Raw genomic sequence first — 16,292 nt, 5'->3', positions numbered from 1 at the left:
ACTGCGCCGCTCAGCGAGGCTGGCGCCGATGGGGGATCAACCGATGAAGGAGTCGAACTGCATGTCGAATTCCTGCAAGGCCTTCTGTGCATTCTGCATCTTCTTGCGGAATTCAGGCCCGCGCTGCAGGGCCAGGCCCACGGCCAGCACGTCGATCACGACCAGGTAGGCCAGGCGCGCGGAAATCGGCGTGTAGGGGTCGGTGTTGAAGACCAGGTCAATCGGGATCAGCACGGTGGCCAGGTCGGCCAGCGGCGTGCCCGATGGGGCCAGCACGACGACGTCGGCGCCACCGCGGCGCGCCAGTTTTACGGAGCGCACCAGGGCAGGGCTGTTGCCGCGCTGCGAGATGGCCACCAGGCAGTCGCCGCCGCGCAGCAGGGCCGCGGCGATGCTGTGGATGTTCGGATCGCTGTAGGCCACCGTCGGCACGCCCGAGCGGAAGAACTTGTGCTGCGCGTCGGCTGCCACGATGCCCGACGTGCCCTGGCCATAGAATTCGATCTTGCTGGCGCGCGACAGGATGTCGAGCGCGCGCTGGATCGCTTCCGGGTTCAGGTTGTTGCGCAGGTCGAGCAGGGTATTGATCGAGCGGCTGCAGATTTTATTCACCAGGTCGGCCGCCAGGTCGTCCTGCGCCGGCTGCTCGTTCGCGCCCGGCATGGCCAGGGCCAGGCCCTGCGCCAGTTTCAGCTTGAATTCATGCCAGCCGTCATAGCCCAGCGTGCGGCAAAAGCGCACCACGGTCGGTTCCGACACCTGCGCGCTTTTCGCCAGCGCCGTGATGTTCTGGCTGACCGTCTGGTTCGGCTGGTCAAGCACGGCCAGCGCGACCTTTTTCTCCGACTTGGAGAGCGAATCGAGCTGGGTGCGGATGGAGTCAAGCAGCATCAGGGTAGTCTTCTGGTAGGTGTTCAGGAGTGTGGGGATAATAGGTAAAAGGCCTGCCCATCTGCGGGCAGGCCCTTGTCTTGCCTGTTAATCCTCAGGTAAGGCTTCTTCACGCCACTGCAAGCCATCGCGGCCGATCAGGGCGCTGGCGGCCGCGGGGCCCCAGGTGCCGGCCGTATACGGAATCGGCGCGCTGTCGTTCTGTTCCCAGTTGTCGAGAATCGGCTCGACCCATTCCCAGGCCGCTTCCAGTTCGTCGCCGCGCATGAACAGGGTCAGCTGGCCGCGCAGGACGTCGAGCAGCAGGCGCTCGTAGGCGTCCATGCGCGGCGTCTTGAACGATTCGCGGAAATCGAGTTCCAGCTCCGCCGGTTTCAAGCGCATGCCGTCGCCCGGGGTTTTCGCCATCAGGTTCATGCGCAAGCCTTCGTCCGGCTGCAAGCGGATCACCAGGCAGTTCGGCTGGAAGCTCGACGTGGGCTGGTTGAAGATCGAGTGCGGGATCTGCTTGAAGCGCACGACGATTTCGGCCAGGCTGTCGGCCATGCGCTTGCCCGTGCGCAGGTAGAACGGCACGCCGGCCCAGCGCCAGGTGTCGATTTCCGCCTTCAGCGCAACGAAGGTCTCGGTGCGCGAATGTTCCGGTGCATCCGGCTCGTCGCGGTAGCTCGGCACGGTGGCGCCATCGACGTGGCCCGCGCGGTACTGGCCGCGCACGATGTTTTGCGCCAGCGTGGTGGGCGTGAATTTTTTCAGCGAGCGCAACACTTGCAGCTTTTCATCACGCACGGCGTCCGGCGCGATCGAGGTCGGCGGTTCCATGGCGACGATGCACAGCAGTTGCAACAAGTGGTTTTGCAGCATGTCGCGCAGCGCGCCCGAAGTGTCGTAGTAACCCATGCGGTTGCCCACGCCCAGCTTTTCGGCGATGGTGATCTGCACGTCGGAAATCCATTCGCGGCGCCACAGCGGTTCGAACAGGATGTTGCCGAAGCGCAGGGCCAGCAAGTTCTGTACGGTTTCCTTGCCCAGGTAATGGTCGATACGGTAGATCTGCGATTCCTGGAAAACCTTGCCCACTTCGGCGTTGATCTGTTTGGCGCTGGCCAGGTCGCGGCCCAGCGGCTTTTCCAGCACCACGCGCGAGTTCGGCGTCACCAGGCCGTTGTCTTCCAGGTTGTCGCAGATCAGCGCGAACAGATGCGGCGGCGTGGCCAGGTAGTACACGCGCGTCAGTTCGGCATCGCCGCGCAGCGCTTCGACCAGCGGCGCGTACGTGGCCGCATCGCTGGCGTTGAGCGACACATACACGATGCGCGCGCAAAATTTGCTCCAGGTGGCGGCATTCAGGGTGCTGGCCTTGATATGGGGACGCGAGTTGGTCTCTACCATTTTCAGGAAGGCATCCTGGCCGCTGTCCTGGCGGCCCACACAGATGATGCGCGCCGTCGGCGGCAAATCGTTCGCGACGTCGCGCGCATACATTGCAGGCAACAACTTGCGCATTGCTAAATCGCCGCTGCCGCCAAACAGGACCAGGTCAAAATCGGTAAGTGCCATAAGTGAGTGTCGTCGCAAAAGTAAAAGGGCCGGAGCGGGGGAGAAAGCCGACCGGAAGTGCCAGTCTGTCGCTACTATAATCGATGGTGTAAATTTACTACGTAGAACAGGCAATTGCAAGAAATTTTACTACATTCCATCCGCTGCCGTCGCCATTTTGCCCGGTATGCTGGCAGGCGGCGCTGGCAAGACCATTATATGCCGTTCGCTGGCGCAGGGATTTTCAAAGCCACCATGGTTGCCAGGGAAATTTTCGGTTCTCTCCGTCATCATTTGCGCTGTAGCAACAAGCAAATCAAGAAATACTGTCAGGATCGCCGATAGCAGCGTAAAGTAGCTTTAAGGAAAGTAAAAAAACGTATAATTCAAGCTGAAATCAATAGCAACTATTGGTTGTACTGCACTGCACCGTTAGCGCCGGCCATGCCCCGAACCCGCCATCCGACGTCTGTGCGACGTGCAGTCCGCACTGTTCGCAGCATCACGGGTAGGCAGACTTAACTTTACAAGACGGCTTAAGGGGACACAATGAATTCAATGCAACAAGATGTCGATGAACGCACCAGCCTGACAGGCAATAACAAATTCGAACTGTTCCTGTTCAAGCTGGGCACCAGCGATCACTCGACCAGCCGCGAACTGTTCGGCATCAATGTGTTCAAGGTACGTGAAATCATGGAGATGCCGGCCATTACGGCGGTGGCCGGGTCGCACCCGCACATGCTGGGCGTGGTCAATATCCGTGGCCAGATCGTGCCCGTGATCGACTTGCCGATGGCGGTCGGTTGCAAGAGCAGCGGCTTGAAGATCCTGATGGTGACCGAATTTGCCCGCTCGACACAGGCGTTTGCCGTGGAAGAGGTCGATGAAATCGTGCGCCTGGAATGGAATCAGGTGCTGTCGGCCGAATCGAGCGTCGGTGGCGGCCTCGTCACCAGCATCGCGCGCCTCGATGGCGACACGGACAAGACGCGCCTGGCGCAAGTGCTCGACGTGGAGCAAATCCTGCGCGACGTGCTGCCGTCGGGCGACCCGGACGTGGACAAGAACAGCATCGGCCCGCAAGTGCGCTTGCCTGCCGGCGCCGTGATCCTCGCGGCCGACGATTCCTCGCTGGCCCGCTCGCTGATCGAAAAGGGTCTCGAAGCGATGGGCGTGCCCTTCATCATGACTAAAACGGGCAAGGAAGCATGGGAACGCCTGCAGGCGATCTCGGCCCAGGCGGCGACCGAAGGCAAGACGGCGAAAGACAAGGTCGCGCTGGTGCTGACCGACCTGGAAATGCCGGAAATGGATGGCTTTACCCTGACGCGCAACATCAAGAATGATGGCCGCTTCTCCAACATCCCCGTGGTGATCCACTCGTCGCTGACGGGCTCGACCAACGAAGACCACGTCAAGGGCGTGGGCGCCGATGGTTATGTGGCCAAGTTTGTGGCCGCGGAACTGGCTGACACCATCCGCAAAGTGCTGGCGCGGTAATTTCAACCCAAGGTCGAAAAGCTGGGGTCAGACCCCCGGGGGCGGCAGCACAAGCCTCTGAGTTAGCGGCATTGAGGGTCTGACCCCGGAACTATTACGCTTGATACGGCGTTTCCGCCTGGCCCGCCACATCCACGCGCACGGACAGCACGTGGCCCGTCAACGGGTAGTCGGCGAGTTCGGCTGCGGAACGGTTGTGGCTGGCGCTGGTGATGTACAGGGTGCGCAGGTCGGGGCCGCCAAACGTCACCATGGTGGGGCAGCGCACGGGCACGGTAATTTCACCGAGCAGATGGCCATCGGGGGCGAAGCGTAAAATCTTGCCGCCTTCAAACATGGCCGACCAGTAATTGCCTTCGCTGTCGACGGCTGCGCCATCGGGGCGCCCGCCGTAATCAAACGCTTTCTTGTCCGTGGAAAAACGCTGGAATGGTTGCGGCGCGGAAATGGCACCCGTGGCCGCATCGAAATCGTAGCGGTCGATGCGGTGCGTGGTGGTATCTGCGTGGTACATGGTGCGCTTGTCCGGGCTGAAGCCCAGGCCGTTCGACACGGTCATGCCGCCCGACCAGACCTTGCGTACTTGTCCCTTTTCCAGCACGAACATTTCCGCCGCATCGGCGTTGCGCGGCTCGAAAATCGTACCGACCCAGAAGCGGCCTGCCGGGTCGACCTTGCCATCGTTGAAGCGCGTGGTCGCCATGTCGAACGGCGCCGGGGCGATGTCCGCCAGGCTGCCCGTCTTCGTGTCGAGGTGGGCAAAGCCGCTGCGCAAGGCGACGATCAGGCCGCCATCCGCATTGATGGCCAGCGCCGACGGTTCCGTCGGCATGCTCCATTGTTCATGCTTGCCGCTGGCCGGGTGCAAACGGTGCACGGCGCGGCCATCGATGTCGACCCAGTACAGGGCCGCTTCCTTGCCATGCCATAGCGGGCATTCGCCCACTTGCATGGGCTTGTCGCTCACTACTTTGATTTCGTAAATATTCATCTATCTCTTTTTTAATATGCGGCTTTTGCTGCTTTCGCCAGGGCAATCAAGCCATTGGTCGAGCTGTCGTGGTGGTCGGGACGGGCTTCGCCCGTCAGTTCGGCCTGGATTTTCTTGGCCAGTACCTTGCCCAGTTCCACGCCCCACTGATCAAAACTGTTGACGTTCCACAAGACGCCCTGCACGAAGGTCTTGTGTTCGTACAGCGCGATCAGGGCGCCCAGGGTGGTCGGGGTCAGCTGGTCCATCAAAATGGTGTTGCTGGGGCGGTTGCCGGGGAAGGTCTTGTGCGGCACCAGCGCTTCGATCTCGCTTTCCGGCAAGCCTTGCGCCTGTAAATCAAGGCGCACTTCCTCGCCCGTCTTGCCCGTCATGAAGGCTTCCGACTGGGCGAAGCAGTTCGCCAGCAGGGCGTCGTGGTGGCCCGGCAAATCGTGCGTGGCGCGCAGGGCGGCGATGAAGTCGATGGGGGTAATGTCGGTACCCTGGTGCAGCAGCTGGAAATACGCATGCTGCGCATTCGTGCCGCAATCGCCCCAGATGACGGGGCCGGTCGGCACATCGACGGGCACGCCGTCCTTGGTGACGCGCTTGCCGTTGCTTTCCATGTCCAGCTGTTGCAAGTAGGCGGCAAAGCGGCTCAAGTCCTGGTGGTACGGTGCGATGGAAACGGAGCCGCAGTCGAGGAACTGGCGGTTCCAGAAGCCGACCATGGCCAGCACGACGGGCATGTTTTGTTCCAATGGGGCCTGGCGGAAATGCTGGTCCATCGCATGCGCGCCGGCGAGGAAATCGCTGAAGTATTCAAAACCGACGGACAGCGCCACGGCCAGGCCGATCGACGACCAGACGGAGTAACGGCCGCCGACCCAGTCCCAGAACGGGAACATATTGTCCGGCGAAATACCGAAGTCGACGATGGCTTGCGTGTTGGTCGAGACGGCCACGAAGTGCTGCGCCAGGTCCTTTTCTTCGCCTTCCAGTAAAAACCAGGCGCGCGCCGTGTTGGCGTTGAGCATGGTTTCGGCTGTCACAAAAGTTTTCGATGCCACGATGAAGAGCGTTGTTTCCGGATCGACTTTCGACAGGGTCGCTTCCATGTCGTGCCCGTCGACGTTGGACACAAAGTGCATTTCCAGGCCCGGGTTGGCGTAGGAGCGCAGGGCCAGGCACGCCATTTTCGGGCCCAGGTCCGAGCCGCCGATGCCGATGTTGACGATGTCGCAAATCGGCTTGCCCGTGTAGCCGAGCCAGCTGCCATTGCGGACCTTGTCCGTAAACGCTTTCACGCGCTGCAGCACATCTTGCACGTCGGCATCGATATCCTGGCCATCGACGACCAGCCTGGTGCCGCGTGGCGCGCGCAAAGCCGTATGCAGAACGGCCCGATGTTCGGTAAGATTGATTTTCTCGCCAGTGAACATGGCTTCGCGCTGCGCTTCCACGCCGCGTTCGCGCGCCAGGTCCATCAGCAGGCGCATGGCGGTGGCGTCGACCCGGTTCTTCGAGTAATCGAGCAGCAGGCCGGCCGCATCGACCGTCATCGTCGAGAAACGTGCGGAATCCAGCGCGAACAGCTCGCGCAGATGCACTTCGCGCAGGCTGGCGCTGTGCGCTTGCAGGGACTGGAAACTGGCGGTGGCGGTGATGGCAGGAGTAGGTGCTGGCTGGCGCATGGCGGTCGGCTTGGGTGCTTGTCTCGGTTGAAGGGAGCGCGGCGCGTTCATCGTGGAGAACAGCGGATCCGGCGTTGGTATGAGAATAATACATCAGAAAAACGTAATTTCACTACAGTTTGTGACGCGAAGCCGATTTTGTTGTGTTTTTTTTAGCGACTGCAGCAGCCGTATATAAGTGATCTGTTGGCAGCTGCGGATACGCGATATTGCCGGGGTTGGCTTTGATACGCCGCAATCCGTCGCTTATTTGTGTTGTTGGCGCATGCAAGAATGCTTCTTCTTCACCGTTTTGTAGTAAAATTTCACGAAATATTCATTTTTAAGGAAATCCATATGGCGCTGCATCCAGTAGTCGAATCCGTAACAGCGCGCATCATCGCGCGCAGCCGGCCATCGCGCGGCGCCTACCTGGCGCATCTGGATGCGGCCCGCATCCAGGGTGTGCAGCGCGGCGCGCTGTCGTGCACCAACCTGGCACACGGCTTTGCCGCCTTTCCCGTCAACGACAAATTGTCGCTGAAAGAATACAAGAAGCCGTCCGTGGCCATCGTGTCCTCGTACAACGACATGCTGTCGGCGCATCAGCCGTTTGAAGGCTTCCCGCAGATCATCAAGCAAGCCGTGCGCGAAGTGGGCGCCGTCGCCCAGTTCGCCGGCGGCGTGCCCGCCATGTGCGATGGCGTGACGCAAGGCCAGCCCGGCATGGAATTATCGCTGTTCTCGCGGGACACCATCGCCATGTCGACGGCCGTGGCGCTGTCGCACAATATGTTCGACTCGGCCCTGTACCTGGGCGTGTGCGACAAGATCGTACCGGGCCTGTTGATCGGCGCGCTGCACTTCGGCCACTTGCCGGCCGTCTTCGTGCCGGCCGGTCCGATGACGTCGGGCCTGTCGAACCAGGAAAAAGCCAAGGTGCGCCAGTTGTATGCGCAAGGCAAAGCCACGCGCGAAGACTTGCTCGAAGGCGAATCGAAAGCCTACCACGGCGCCGGTACCTGTACTTTTTATGGTACCGCGAACAGCAACCAGATGCTGATGGAAGTGATGGGTCTGCACTTGCCGGGCGCCGCCTTCATCACGCCAAACACGCCGCTGCGCGATGCGCTCACAAGAGCCGCCGCCCAGCGCGCCGCCGGCATCACGGCGCAAAGCGCCAATTACTTGCCAGTTGGTCATATTGTCGACGAGAAATGTATCGTCAACGCCGTCGTGGGCTTGCTGGCCACGGGCGGTTCGACCAACCACACCTTGCACCTGGTGGCGATCGCCAAGGCGGCCGGCATCGTCATCGACTGGAACGATTTCAATGAACTGTCGGCCATCGTGCCCATGCTCACGCGCATCTACCCGAACGGCGACGCCGACGTGAACCATTTCCACGCGGCCGGCGGCACCGGTTACTTGATCCGCGAACTGCTGGACGCGGGCTTGCTGCACGAAGACGTCAACACCATCCTGGGTCACGGCTTGCGCGCGCACTGCATGGAACCGTTCCTCGGCGAAGACGGCAAGGTCTTCTGGAAAGATGCACCGGCCGCCAGCGCCGACGACAACGTGCTGCGCCCCGCGTCGAACCCGTTTGCGCCGGACGGCGGCATGGTGCTCGTCGCCGGTAACCTGGGCCGCGCCGTGATGAAAGTGTCGGCCGTCAAGCCGCAGCACCGCACGGTCGAAGCGCCTGCCCTGGTATTCAATTCGCAGGAAGAATTCATGGCCGCCTACAAGGCGGGCACGCTGGACCGCGACTTCGTCGCCGTGCTGCGCTTCCAGGGCCCGCGCGCCAACGGCATGCCGGAATTGCATGCGCTGACGCCGGCGCTGGCCAATCTGCAGGATGCGGGCCGCCACGTGGCGCTGGTCACCGATGGCCGCATGTCGGGCGCGTCGGGCAAGGTGCCTGCCGCCATCCACGTGTCGCCTGAAATCCTCGCCGGCGGCCCGCTGGGTCTCGTGCGCGACGGCGATATCATCCGTCTCGACGCGTTTACCGGCGTGCTCGAAGCGCTGGTGCCGGCCGACGTCTGGCACGCCCGCTCGCTGGTCACGGCCGACCTGTCGCCGAACCACATCGGCATGGGCCGCGAGCTGTTTTCCATGTTCCGTTCCACCGTCAGCGCGGCGGAAGAAGGTGCCACCACCTTCGGCCTGCCGTCGCCGATTCCCACCACCGTCGCCTTGCACGACGCCGACAATGTCGGTGATACCGTACCGGGTTCCGATGAAGACTTTTTGGCTAGGAAATAAGAGATGACCATGACACTACTGGAAATTATGCGCACATCGAGCGTGATCCCCGTGATTGCGATCGACGATCCTGAACATGCCGTACCGCTGGCGCGCGCGCTGGTGGCGGGCGGCATCCGCGTGCTGGAAGTAACCCTGCGCACCAAGCACGGCCTCGAAGCGATCCGCGCCATGTCGGAAGTACCGGGCGCCATCGTCGGCGTCGGCACCCTGACCCGTCCCGAAGAATTTGCGCAGGCGCGCGACGCGGGCGCCGTCTTCGGCGTCTCGCCAGGATTGACGTCCGCCCTGGTGGCGGCGGCGAAAAGCAGCGGCTTGCCCCTGCTGCCAGGCGTGATGACGCCAGGCGAAGTGATGGCGGCGCGTGAAAACGGCTTCCAGCAGCTGAAACTGTTCCCGGCCGTGCCGGCCGGCGGCATCGGCATGCTCAACGCGATTTACGGCCCGCTGCCGGACATCACCTTCTGCCCGACGGGCGGCATCTCGCAAGAGACGGCGTCGCAGTTTCTGGCGCTGAAAAACGTCGCCTGCGTGGGCGGTTCGTGGCTGACGCCGAAAGACGCGATCGTGGCCGGCAACTGGGACCGCATCACGGAAATCGCGAAAGCTGCCAGCGGCCTGCGTTCCGCCTAGTCGTACCTGACATAAGCTACTGCGCGTCGCGCTTTGCGGCCTGCGATGCTCACCGTACTGGAGTACGGTTGCGCTTCTTAGTCACAAATCGCTGCCGCTCGCTACGCTTCTGTCAGGTACTTGCAGTTATAGTACTCGGCAAGCTCTCATGCTTGCCGCTTCTTTCTTCTGACGGAGTGCCATGCGCGTCTTGCGCCGCCCCCTCACCATCGGCGAAACCGCCATGGCCCGCAGCGTCTTCCAGGGCGCCATCGACTATGCGCGCGTGCGCGTCGTGCGGGGCTCCTTTTTACCATTCGGCTTGCAGGACCAGAACACGGCGATGACGCCGCGCGGCAGCCTGCACTTCATGCCGGCCCAGTACCGCGACGATTTTTCGCGCGAAGGCAATGGCGGCAAGCTGTTCTTCATCCACGAAATGGTGCACGTGTGGCAGTACCAGCTCGGCTACAGCGTGCTGCTGCATGGCGTGCTGCTGGCGCTGTGCGGCGGCTACATCGGGCAGCGCGCCTACCGTTACGATGCGCAGGCGGGCGGCGTCCTGTCCGACTTCAACATGGAGCAGCAGGGCGACATCATCGCCCACTACTTCGGCGCGCGCCAGCTGGGCATTCCCGCCTACGTGGCGCAACTGCCGAAGCTGCAGGACATCCTGCAGGGTTTTCTACTCAATCCCGGCGACCGTCAATTGCTGCCGCGCTGACGCCGTCAGGCTGGCCGCCGCATCCTTGCCCAGCAATAAGCGCAGGTCGGCCCCGGTGCCGATGCCGCTGTCGTCCGACGCCTGTACTTGCGGCATGCCGCCCAGTGCCAGTGCCAAGGCGGCGGCCGCCTCGGCGTGGCCGGGGCGGTAGACGATACTGCTGGCCTGGGCGCCGTACGGCCGCTGGTTGCCCAGCCGCAGCACGCTGATGCCCATGCCGCCCAGCATGCCGCGCATGCGCGCCGCCATCCCCGTTTCGCCATTGCCGTTGATGACTTCCAGCCGTGGCAGCGGTGCCGCCTTCGCTGCCGGTTTTGCCGGGGCCGGCAAGGCTGTGCGCGCGATCACGGGCGCATCGCGCCAGCTCAGCGTGAAGATATTCGGCTGCGACTGCGTCAGCTGCAGGCGGCTGGCAGGCGCGGACGCTGGTGCCAGGTCGGGCGCGATGGCGTCCGCGCTGGCATCGGCCGCATCGACCGTGCTGATGCTGCGTGCCAGCGCCGCGATGGCGAGATCCAGGTTGGCGCGCGCCGGCTGCTGGCCGTTGTCGAGCTGCAGCGACTGGCGCAGCACGGCCGCCGCCTGGGCATGGTCTCCCTGCAGGTACAGCACGTAGCCGAGATTGTTGTAGGTCCTGGCCGTCGGCGCCTCTTGCGCCAGCGCCTGCAGCATGGCGCGCGCTGTTTCCAGCTGGCCCAGCTGCGCGTGCAGCACGGCGGCGCCATTGCGCGCATCGGTCGAGTCGGGCGTCAATAGCAGCGCTTCGCGATAGGCCGCCAGCGCCGCGCGCGGGTCGCCCACTTCCTGCAGGCGCTTGCCCAGCTTGCAGTACGCGGCGCTGCGGGTGGCGGGGCTGTCATCGATGCGCGCCTGGGGCGGCGCAACATGGTTGCCTTGGCTGCCCTGGCTGGCCGGGCCGGGCAGGTGGCCGCAGGCGGGCAGCAGGCCGGCGCAGGCGAGCATGAACATCAGGGTGGTGTGCTGTGACATGGCGCTTCTCCGGTCAGTTGCCGCCGCCCATGCTGGGCAGGAGCACGCGGTAGATTTGCAGGAAGGCTGGTCCCATCAGGACGACCAGCAGCGAAGGGAAGATGAAAAAGATCAGCGGGAACAGCAGCTTGAGGGCGATCTTCGCCGCCTCTTCCTCGGCCAGCTGGCGGCGCTTGGTGCGCAGCTGATCCGACTGCACGCGCAGCGAGGCGGCGATGCTGGTGCCGAAGCGCTCGGCCTGGATCAGCATGGCCACCAGCGCATCGACATCCTCGACCCCTGTGCGCAGGGCCAGGTTGCGCAGGGCCCGCTCCTTGGTGTTGCCGGCGCGCAGTTCCAGCATCACCAGGTGCAATTCCTCGGCCAGCACGGTGCTTTTCAGGGCGATCTCGGCCGCCACCCTGGCCAGCGCCGCATCCATGGCCAGGCCCGCTTCCACGCACACCGTCATCAAGTCCAGCGCATCGGGAAAGCTCTCGAAGATGTCGCGCTGGCGCCGCTTGATCATTTGCGCCAGCACGATATTGGGCAGGTAGTAGCCGATGGCGGCCACGATCAGCAGCCAGAACAGGAGAGCCTTGCCCGCCATCTGGCTGCCCGAGGCGCTCAGTCCCAGGAACAGCAGCAGGGGCAGGCCGATGGCCAGCATGGTCTTGGCGGAAAAGAACAGGATGGGCGCCGACGCCTGGCGCAGGCCGGCATTCATGAAGCGCCGGCGCATCACGGAGCCTTCCCAGCCTTGGTCGGGCAGCGACAGTTTGGCCAGCGGGCCGCTCAGGCGCACCACGCGCGCCAGCCAGGGGCTGGGCGCGGAGGCGGTGTCAGGCGCTGCCGCGCTCTTGCCGGTGGCGTTGTCCATGCGCTGGCGCAAGGGGTCGGGGGCGAAGCTGCGCATGGCCACCAGCACGGTGCCGAAGACGGCGATGAAGAGCAGGGCGAGAAAAGCGTAATGGACGGGATTCATGAGGGTTCTCCTTGCGGGCTCAGACGCGGATGCGGATGATGCTGCGCATGACCAGGACGCCGAACACCATCATCACCAGGGCGCCGACGAGCATCTTGCGTCCGCCCGGGTCGACGAACAGCATTTCCAGGAATTGCGGGTTGGTCAGGTGGATCATGGCTGCCGCGCCGAAGGGCAGCAGCGACAGGATCCAGGCCGACAGCCGGCCTTCGGCCGACAGCACGCGCACCTGTCCCAGCAGCTTGATGCGCTCGCGGATGATGCGGCTGATGCTGTCGAGCAGTTCGGCCAGGTTGCCGCCCGTTTCACGCTGGATCAGCACGGCGATGACGAAGTAGCGCAAGTCCGTGCTGGGCACGCGCGTGGCCAGGTTCATCAGGGCGTCGGGCATGGCGATGCCGAAATTGACTTCGTCGAAGGTGACGCGAAACTCCACGGCCAGCGGCGCATTCATTTCATCGCCGACCATTTTCAGGGCGGTGGGGAAGGCGTGGCCGGCGCGCAGGGCGCGCGCCATCAGGTCGAGCGCATCGGGCAATTGCTGTTCGATGCGCTGCAGGCGCTTGGCCTTGGCGCGCAAGACCAGCAGCAGCGGCAGCAGGGCCGCGCCGGCCACCAGCGGCAGGCGCAGCAGCCACGGCACGCTGAAGTAGCTCAGCAGCAAAAACGCGGCGCCAGCCGAGGCCAGCATCACGCCGGCGAAGCTGGCCACGCTCCAGCTCAGGCCCGACTGTTCCAGCAGGCGGTCGAGCGCATGCACGCGGGGCACGCTGAGCAGCACGCGCTGCAGGGCCGGGGTGTCGCTCAGCAGGCGCTTCTTGATCATCGAACTGCCCGCGTCGCCATGCGCGCCGGCCGACATGATGCGCAGGCGGCGCGCCACCCTTTCCGCTTCCGGCCCGCGCGAGGTGTTCCACGCCAGGTACAGACCCTCGATCAGCAGCACCACGGCGATGAAGGTGAGGATGGCGAATACGTAATAGAGATAGTCCATGATGCTCCCCTTAATGGTACTGGCGGGCGGGATCGAACAGGGTTTCCGGCAGGCTGATGCCGAAGGCGCGCAGGCGTTCCAGGAAATGCGGCCGCACGCCGCTGGCATGGAAATGCCCCTGCACCGTGCCATCCTCGCCGATGCCCGTCTGGCGGAAGGTGAAGATTTCCTGCATGGTGATCATCTCGCCTTCCATGCCCGTGATTTCCTGGATCGAGATGATCTTGCGCTTGCCGTCCGTCAGGCGCGCCACCTGCACCACCACGCTGATGGCCGAACTGATCTGCTGGCGCATGGCTTTCATGGGCAGGCCCGCCGAGGCCATGCTGATCATGTTTTCCAGCCGCGTCAGCGCGTCGCGCGGGGTGTTCGCGTGGATGGTGGCCATCGAGCCTTCATGGCCCGTGTTCATGGCACCCAGCATGTCGAGCGCCTCGGCGCCGCGCACTTCGCCCAGGATGATGCGGTCGGGGCGCATGCGCAGCGCGTTGCGCACCAGCGCCCTTTGCGTCACTTCGCCCTTGCCCTCGATGTTCGCGGGCCGTGTTTCCAGGCGCACCACGTGCGGCTGCTGCATCTGCAGTTCGGCCGCGTCTTCGATGGTGACGATGCGTTCGGCCGTGCTGATGAAGCCGGAAATCGCATTGAGCATGGTGGTCTTGCCGCTGCCCGTGCCGCCCGAGATCAGGATGTTGACCTTGGCCTTGCCCAGCGCCTGCAGGGTGGTGCTCATTTCCTCCGTCAGGCTGTGCTTGAGCATCAGGTCGGCCAAGCGCAGGGGCTGGGCCGAGAAGCGGCGGATCGACATCACGGGGCCGTCGATGGCCAGCGGCGGGATGATGGCGTTGACGCGCGAACCGTCGGGCAGGCGCGCATCGACCATCGGGCTCGATTCATCGATGCGCCGGCCCACGCGCGAGACGATCTTGTCGATGATCTTCATCAAATGCGCGTCGTCGGTGAAGCAGACGTCGCTCAGCTCCAGGCGGCCATGGCGCTCGACATACACCTGGCGGTAGGTGTTGACGAGGATATCGGACACGCCGGGATCGGCCAGCAGCGGTTCGAGCGGGCCGAAGCCCAGTACCTCGTCCTGGATGTCGCGGATCAGCGAGCGCCGTTCCAGCTCGTTGATCACCACATTGTCTTGCGTGAGCACGTCGCTGACGAGGATCTTCAGCTCTTCGCGGATCTGCTCGCGCGACAGGCGCTGCATGCCTTCCAGGTCGACCCTGTCGAGCAGCGCCTGGTGGGTGCGGTGCTTGAGTTGCTGGTAGCTCTGGCTGGCTGCGCCCTGGTGCGCGGCATCGTCATTCAGGCTGGCGTCATCCTGGGCGTAGCCCAGGCGGTCCCGCAGGGTGAGTTTTTCGGCAGTCATGGTCGGTCTCCGGTCAATGTAGGGAATCAAGCGCGCTGTAGGGAATCAGGCGCGCTGTAGGGAATCAGGCGCGCGCCAGCAGCCGCGCAACCCAGCCTTGCGCGGCGGGCGGGGTTTCTCCGGCCAGGCTGGCGGCCAGTTCCTGCAGCGCGCGCGAGACGGGGTTGTGCGGCGCCAGCTTGAGGATGGGCACGCCCTGGCTGACGGAGGCCGCCACCGCTTCGTAGTGGTTGGGGATGGACTTGTAGACGCGCTTGCCATACGCCGCTTCCAGGTCGGCCACGCGGATGCTGTCGCTGCTGGCATAGCGGTTCAGGATCAGGCGGATCTTGTCTTCGCGGTAGCCGAGGCCACGGAACACGTCGAGCAGGCGCTTGCCGTCGCGCACGTACGGCAAGGTTGCCTGCAGCACGGGGAAGATCAGGTCGGCCCGGTCCAGCGCGCGCACGCTGACGGGATCGAGGCCGCGTCCCACGTCGAGCAGGATGTAGTCGTACTGGCTGCGCGCCAGGGTCAGCAAACGGTCGATATGTTCGGCTTCGATGTCGGCCGCATGGGCCGGATCGTCGGCGGCGGCCAGCACGCTGTAGGCGGGCGTGATCTGGATCATGCTGGCGGCCAGCAGCGAAGCGTCGAGGCGCACGATCTGCTGCGACAGCTGCGACAGGGTGGCGGCCGGCTTGTGGTCCGAGACGAACAGGGCGGCGTCGCCGAACTGCAGGTTCAGGTCGAACAGCGCCACCTTGCGCTGCTCGCCGGCGGCCAGCGCGTAGCCGAGGTTGGCGGCGATGAAGGTGGCGCCGCTGCCGCCCTTGCACGAGACGAAGGCCAGCACCTGGCCCTTGCGCGTGACCTGTTTCTGCAGCTTGTCCTCGATGCGGCGCAAGGCGGCGCACAGCGCTGCATCATCGTCCGGCTGCAGCACTTCGCGCACGCCGGCGCGCATCGAGCGCAGCAGGAATTGCGGACTTTGCTGCGGACATTGCACGATGATGGCCAGGCTCGGATGGCGTCCGCCCAGCAGCTCGAGCTGTGTCAGCTCCGCCTCGCCCGTCTGCTCCTGTTCCAGCAGCAGCAAGTCCGGCGTGACGCCGTTGTCGAATACATCGGGTATGCTCGCCAGCAGCGCGACGCGGTCGGCCGCGCTGCGTTCGCGCAGCAGGCGCGTGAGCCGCTTGAGCTGGGCTTCATTCTTCGAGACGATGACGATGTTCACGTGGCACTCCCTGGTAAAGGCGTTCGGTAAAGGCGTTCAGTTGATCTGGAAGCCCAGGCTTTCGGCGTGCATGACCACCACCGAGGCGGGCACGGCGATATTGAGAAAACCGAACAGGCTGACCATCGGCGCATAGCTGACGTTGTCGATCGACACGCGCACGCTGTCGATGCAGCTGGCCGTGCGCGTGTTGTCGCCGCAGGCCGACAGGTTGTCGCCCGGGTCCGTCGGCGGCAAGGTCACTTCGGCGCCGCTCTTGTTCAGGTAGCGGATGGTGATGTTGGCGGCCGTCAGTTCCGGCGCGGCCGGCAGGGCCGTGCCGCCGAACAGGGCCAGCGTTTTGACGGCGTCGGTCTGGTCGATCCAGCGCACCACCGCTTCGCGCGCGGCGCGGCGGCTCACTTCCTGCACCGTGTTGTACAGGTACAGCATGCGGCCAAATTCGAGGATGCCGAACAGCAGCGTGAAAAACAGCAGCGCCACCAGGGCGAATTCGACGGCGGCGGCGCCGCGCTGGCGGCCAGTTCGGAGGGCAAGTGGATGGCGGTGGCGCATGGCGTTCTC

At 64.0% G+C, this 16,292-nt stretch carries 14 protein-coding genes; 4 read left to right on the top strand and 10 right to left on the bottom strand.

Translation table 11 applies throughout. From position 1 onward, the window contains the following. Positions 1–36: 36 nt before the first annotated feature. Both CLU91_RS10450 and zwf read right to left on the bottom strand, forming a co-directional pair. Complete coding sequence (locus tag CLU91_RS10450) at positions 37–891, bottom strand: SIS domain-containing protein (RefSeq protein ID WP_034750862.1); 855 nt, start codon at positions 889–891, stop codon at positions 37–39. Between the two features lie 87 nt (positions 892–978). Continuing rightward, positions 979–2,451 carry a glucose-6-phosphate dehydrogenase gene (gene zwf / locus CLU91_RS10445; protein ID WP_100874099.1) on the bottom strand — a complete coding sequence of 491 codons (1,473 nt, stop codon included), beginning with the start codon at positions 2,449–2,451 and terminating at the stop codon, positions 979–981. A gap of 528 nt (positions 2,452–2,979) precedes the next feature. Between zwf and CLU91_RS10440 the strand changes: the two genes are divergently transcribed. Beyond that, positions 2,980–3,933, top strand: coding sequence for a chemotaxis protein (locus tag CLU91_RS10440; protein WP_029496595.1), 954 nt, complete (start codon positions 2,980–2,982; stop codon positions 3,931–3,933). Positions 3,934–4,027: 94 nt separating this feature from the next. Here CLU91_RS10440 and CLU91_RS10435 read toward each other — a convergent pair whose 3' ends face one another. Then, positions 4,028–4,924, bottom strand: coding sequence for an SMP-30/gluconolactonase/LRE family protein (locus CLU91_RS10435; protein WP_100874098.1), 897 nt, complete (start codon positions 4,922–4,924; stop codon positions 4,028–4,030). An 11-nt stretch (positions 4,925–4,935) separates the two neighbouring features. Then, on the bottom strand, positions 4,936–6,600 hold the full coding sequence (pgi, locus tag CLU91_RS10430) for a glucose-6-phosphate isomerase (protein WP_100874097.1): 1,665 nt from the start codon (positions 6,598–6,600) through the stop codon (positions 4,936–4,938). Between the two features lie 336 nt (positions 6,601–6,936). On the opposite strand from pgi, the gene edd reads away from it, so the two are divergent. The 3 genes from edd to CLU91_RS10415 all read left to right on the top strand — a co-directional run bounded on the left by edd (position 6,937) and on the right by CLU91_RS10415 (position 10,186). Continuing rightward, positions 6,937–8,850, top strand: a complete 1,914-nt coding sequence (edd, locus tag CLU91_RS10425; protein ID WP_100874096.1) for a phosphogluconate dehydratase — start codon at positions 6,937–6,939, stop codon at positions 8,848–8,850. Positions 8,851–8,853: 3 nt separating this feature from the next. Next, the gene (gene eda, locus CLU91_RS10420; protein ID WP_100874095.1) at positions 8,854–9,483 is read left to right on the top strand and encodes a bifunctional 4-hydroxy-2-oxoglutarate aldolase/2-dehydro-3-deoxy-phosphogluconate aldolase; all 630 of its coding nucleotides are present in this window, start codon (positions 8,854–8,856) and stop codon (positions 9,481–9,483) included. Between the two features lie 181 nt (positions 9,484–9,664). Then, entirely contained in the window at positions 9,665–10,186 is a 522-nt protein-coding gene (locus tag CLU91_RS10415; RefSeq protein WP_100874094.1) for a type IV secretion protein Rhs, read from the top strand. Here the strand turns inward: CLU91_RS10415 and CLU91_RS10410 are convergent. From CLU91_RS10410 to CLU91_RS10385, 6 genes are all read right to left on the bottom strand, one after another. After that, on the bottom strand, positions 10,148–11,176 hold the full coding sequence (locus tag CLU91_RS10410; RefSeq protein ID WP_100874093.1) for a LytR C-terminal domain-containing protein: 1,029 nt from the start codon (positions 11,174–11,176) through the stop codon (positions 10,148–10,150). The genes CLU91_RS10415 and CLU91_RS10410 overlap by 39 nt on opposite strands. A gap of 13 nt (positions 11,177–11,189) precedes the next feature. Continuing rightward, complete coding sequence (locus CLU91_RS10405; protein ID WP_100874092.1) at positions 11,190–12,140, bottom strand: type II secretion system F family protein; 951 nt, start codon at positions 12,138–12,140, stop codon at positions 11,190–11,192. Between the two features lie 19 nt (positions 12,141–12,159). Beyond that, positions 12,160–13,134, bottom strand: coding sequence for a type II secretion system F family protein (locus CLU91_RS10400; RefSeq protein ID WP_100874091.1), 975 nt, complete (start codon positions 13,132–13,134; stop codon positions 12,160–12,162). A gap of 10 nt (positions 13,135–13,144) precedes the next feature. Continuing rightward, the gene (locus CLU91_RS10395) at positions 13,145–14,512 is read right to left on the bottom strand and encodes a CpaF family protein (protein WP_100874090.1); all 1,368 of its coding nucleotides are present in this window, start codon (positions 14,510–14,512) and stop codon (positions 13,145–13,147) included. Between the two features lie 64 nt (positions 14,513–14,576). Next, on the bottom strand, positions 14,577–15,728 hold the full coding sequence (locus CLU91_RS10390; RefSeq protein WP_100874089.1) for an AAA family ATPase: 1,152 nt from the start codon (positions 15,726–15,728) through the stop codon (positions 14,577–14,579). Positions 15,729–15,764: 36 nt separating this feature from the next. After that, the gene (locus tag CLU91_RS10385) at positions 15,765–16,283 is read right to left on the bottom strand and encodes a TadE/TadG family type IV pilus assembly protein (RefSeq protein ID WP_100874088.1); all 519 of its coding nucleotides are present in this window, start codon (positions 16,281–16,283) and stop codon (positions 15,765–15,767) included. Positions 16,284–16,292: the final 9 nt, after the last annotated feature.

It is taken from the genome of Janthinobacterium sp. 64, assembly GCF_002813325.1.
Taxonomy (GTDB): Bacteria; Pseudomonadota; Gammaproteobacteria; order Burkholderiales; family Burkholderiaceae_D; genus Janthinobacterium.
This window is presented reverse-complemented; position numbering and strand designations above follow the sequence as displayed.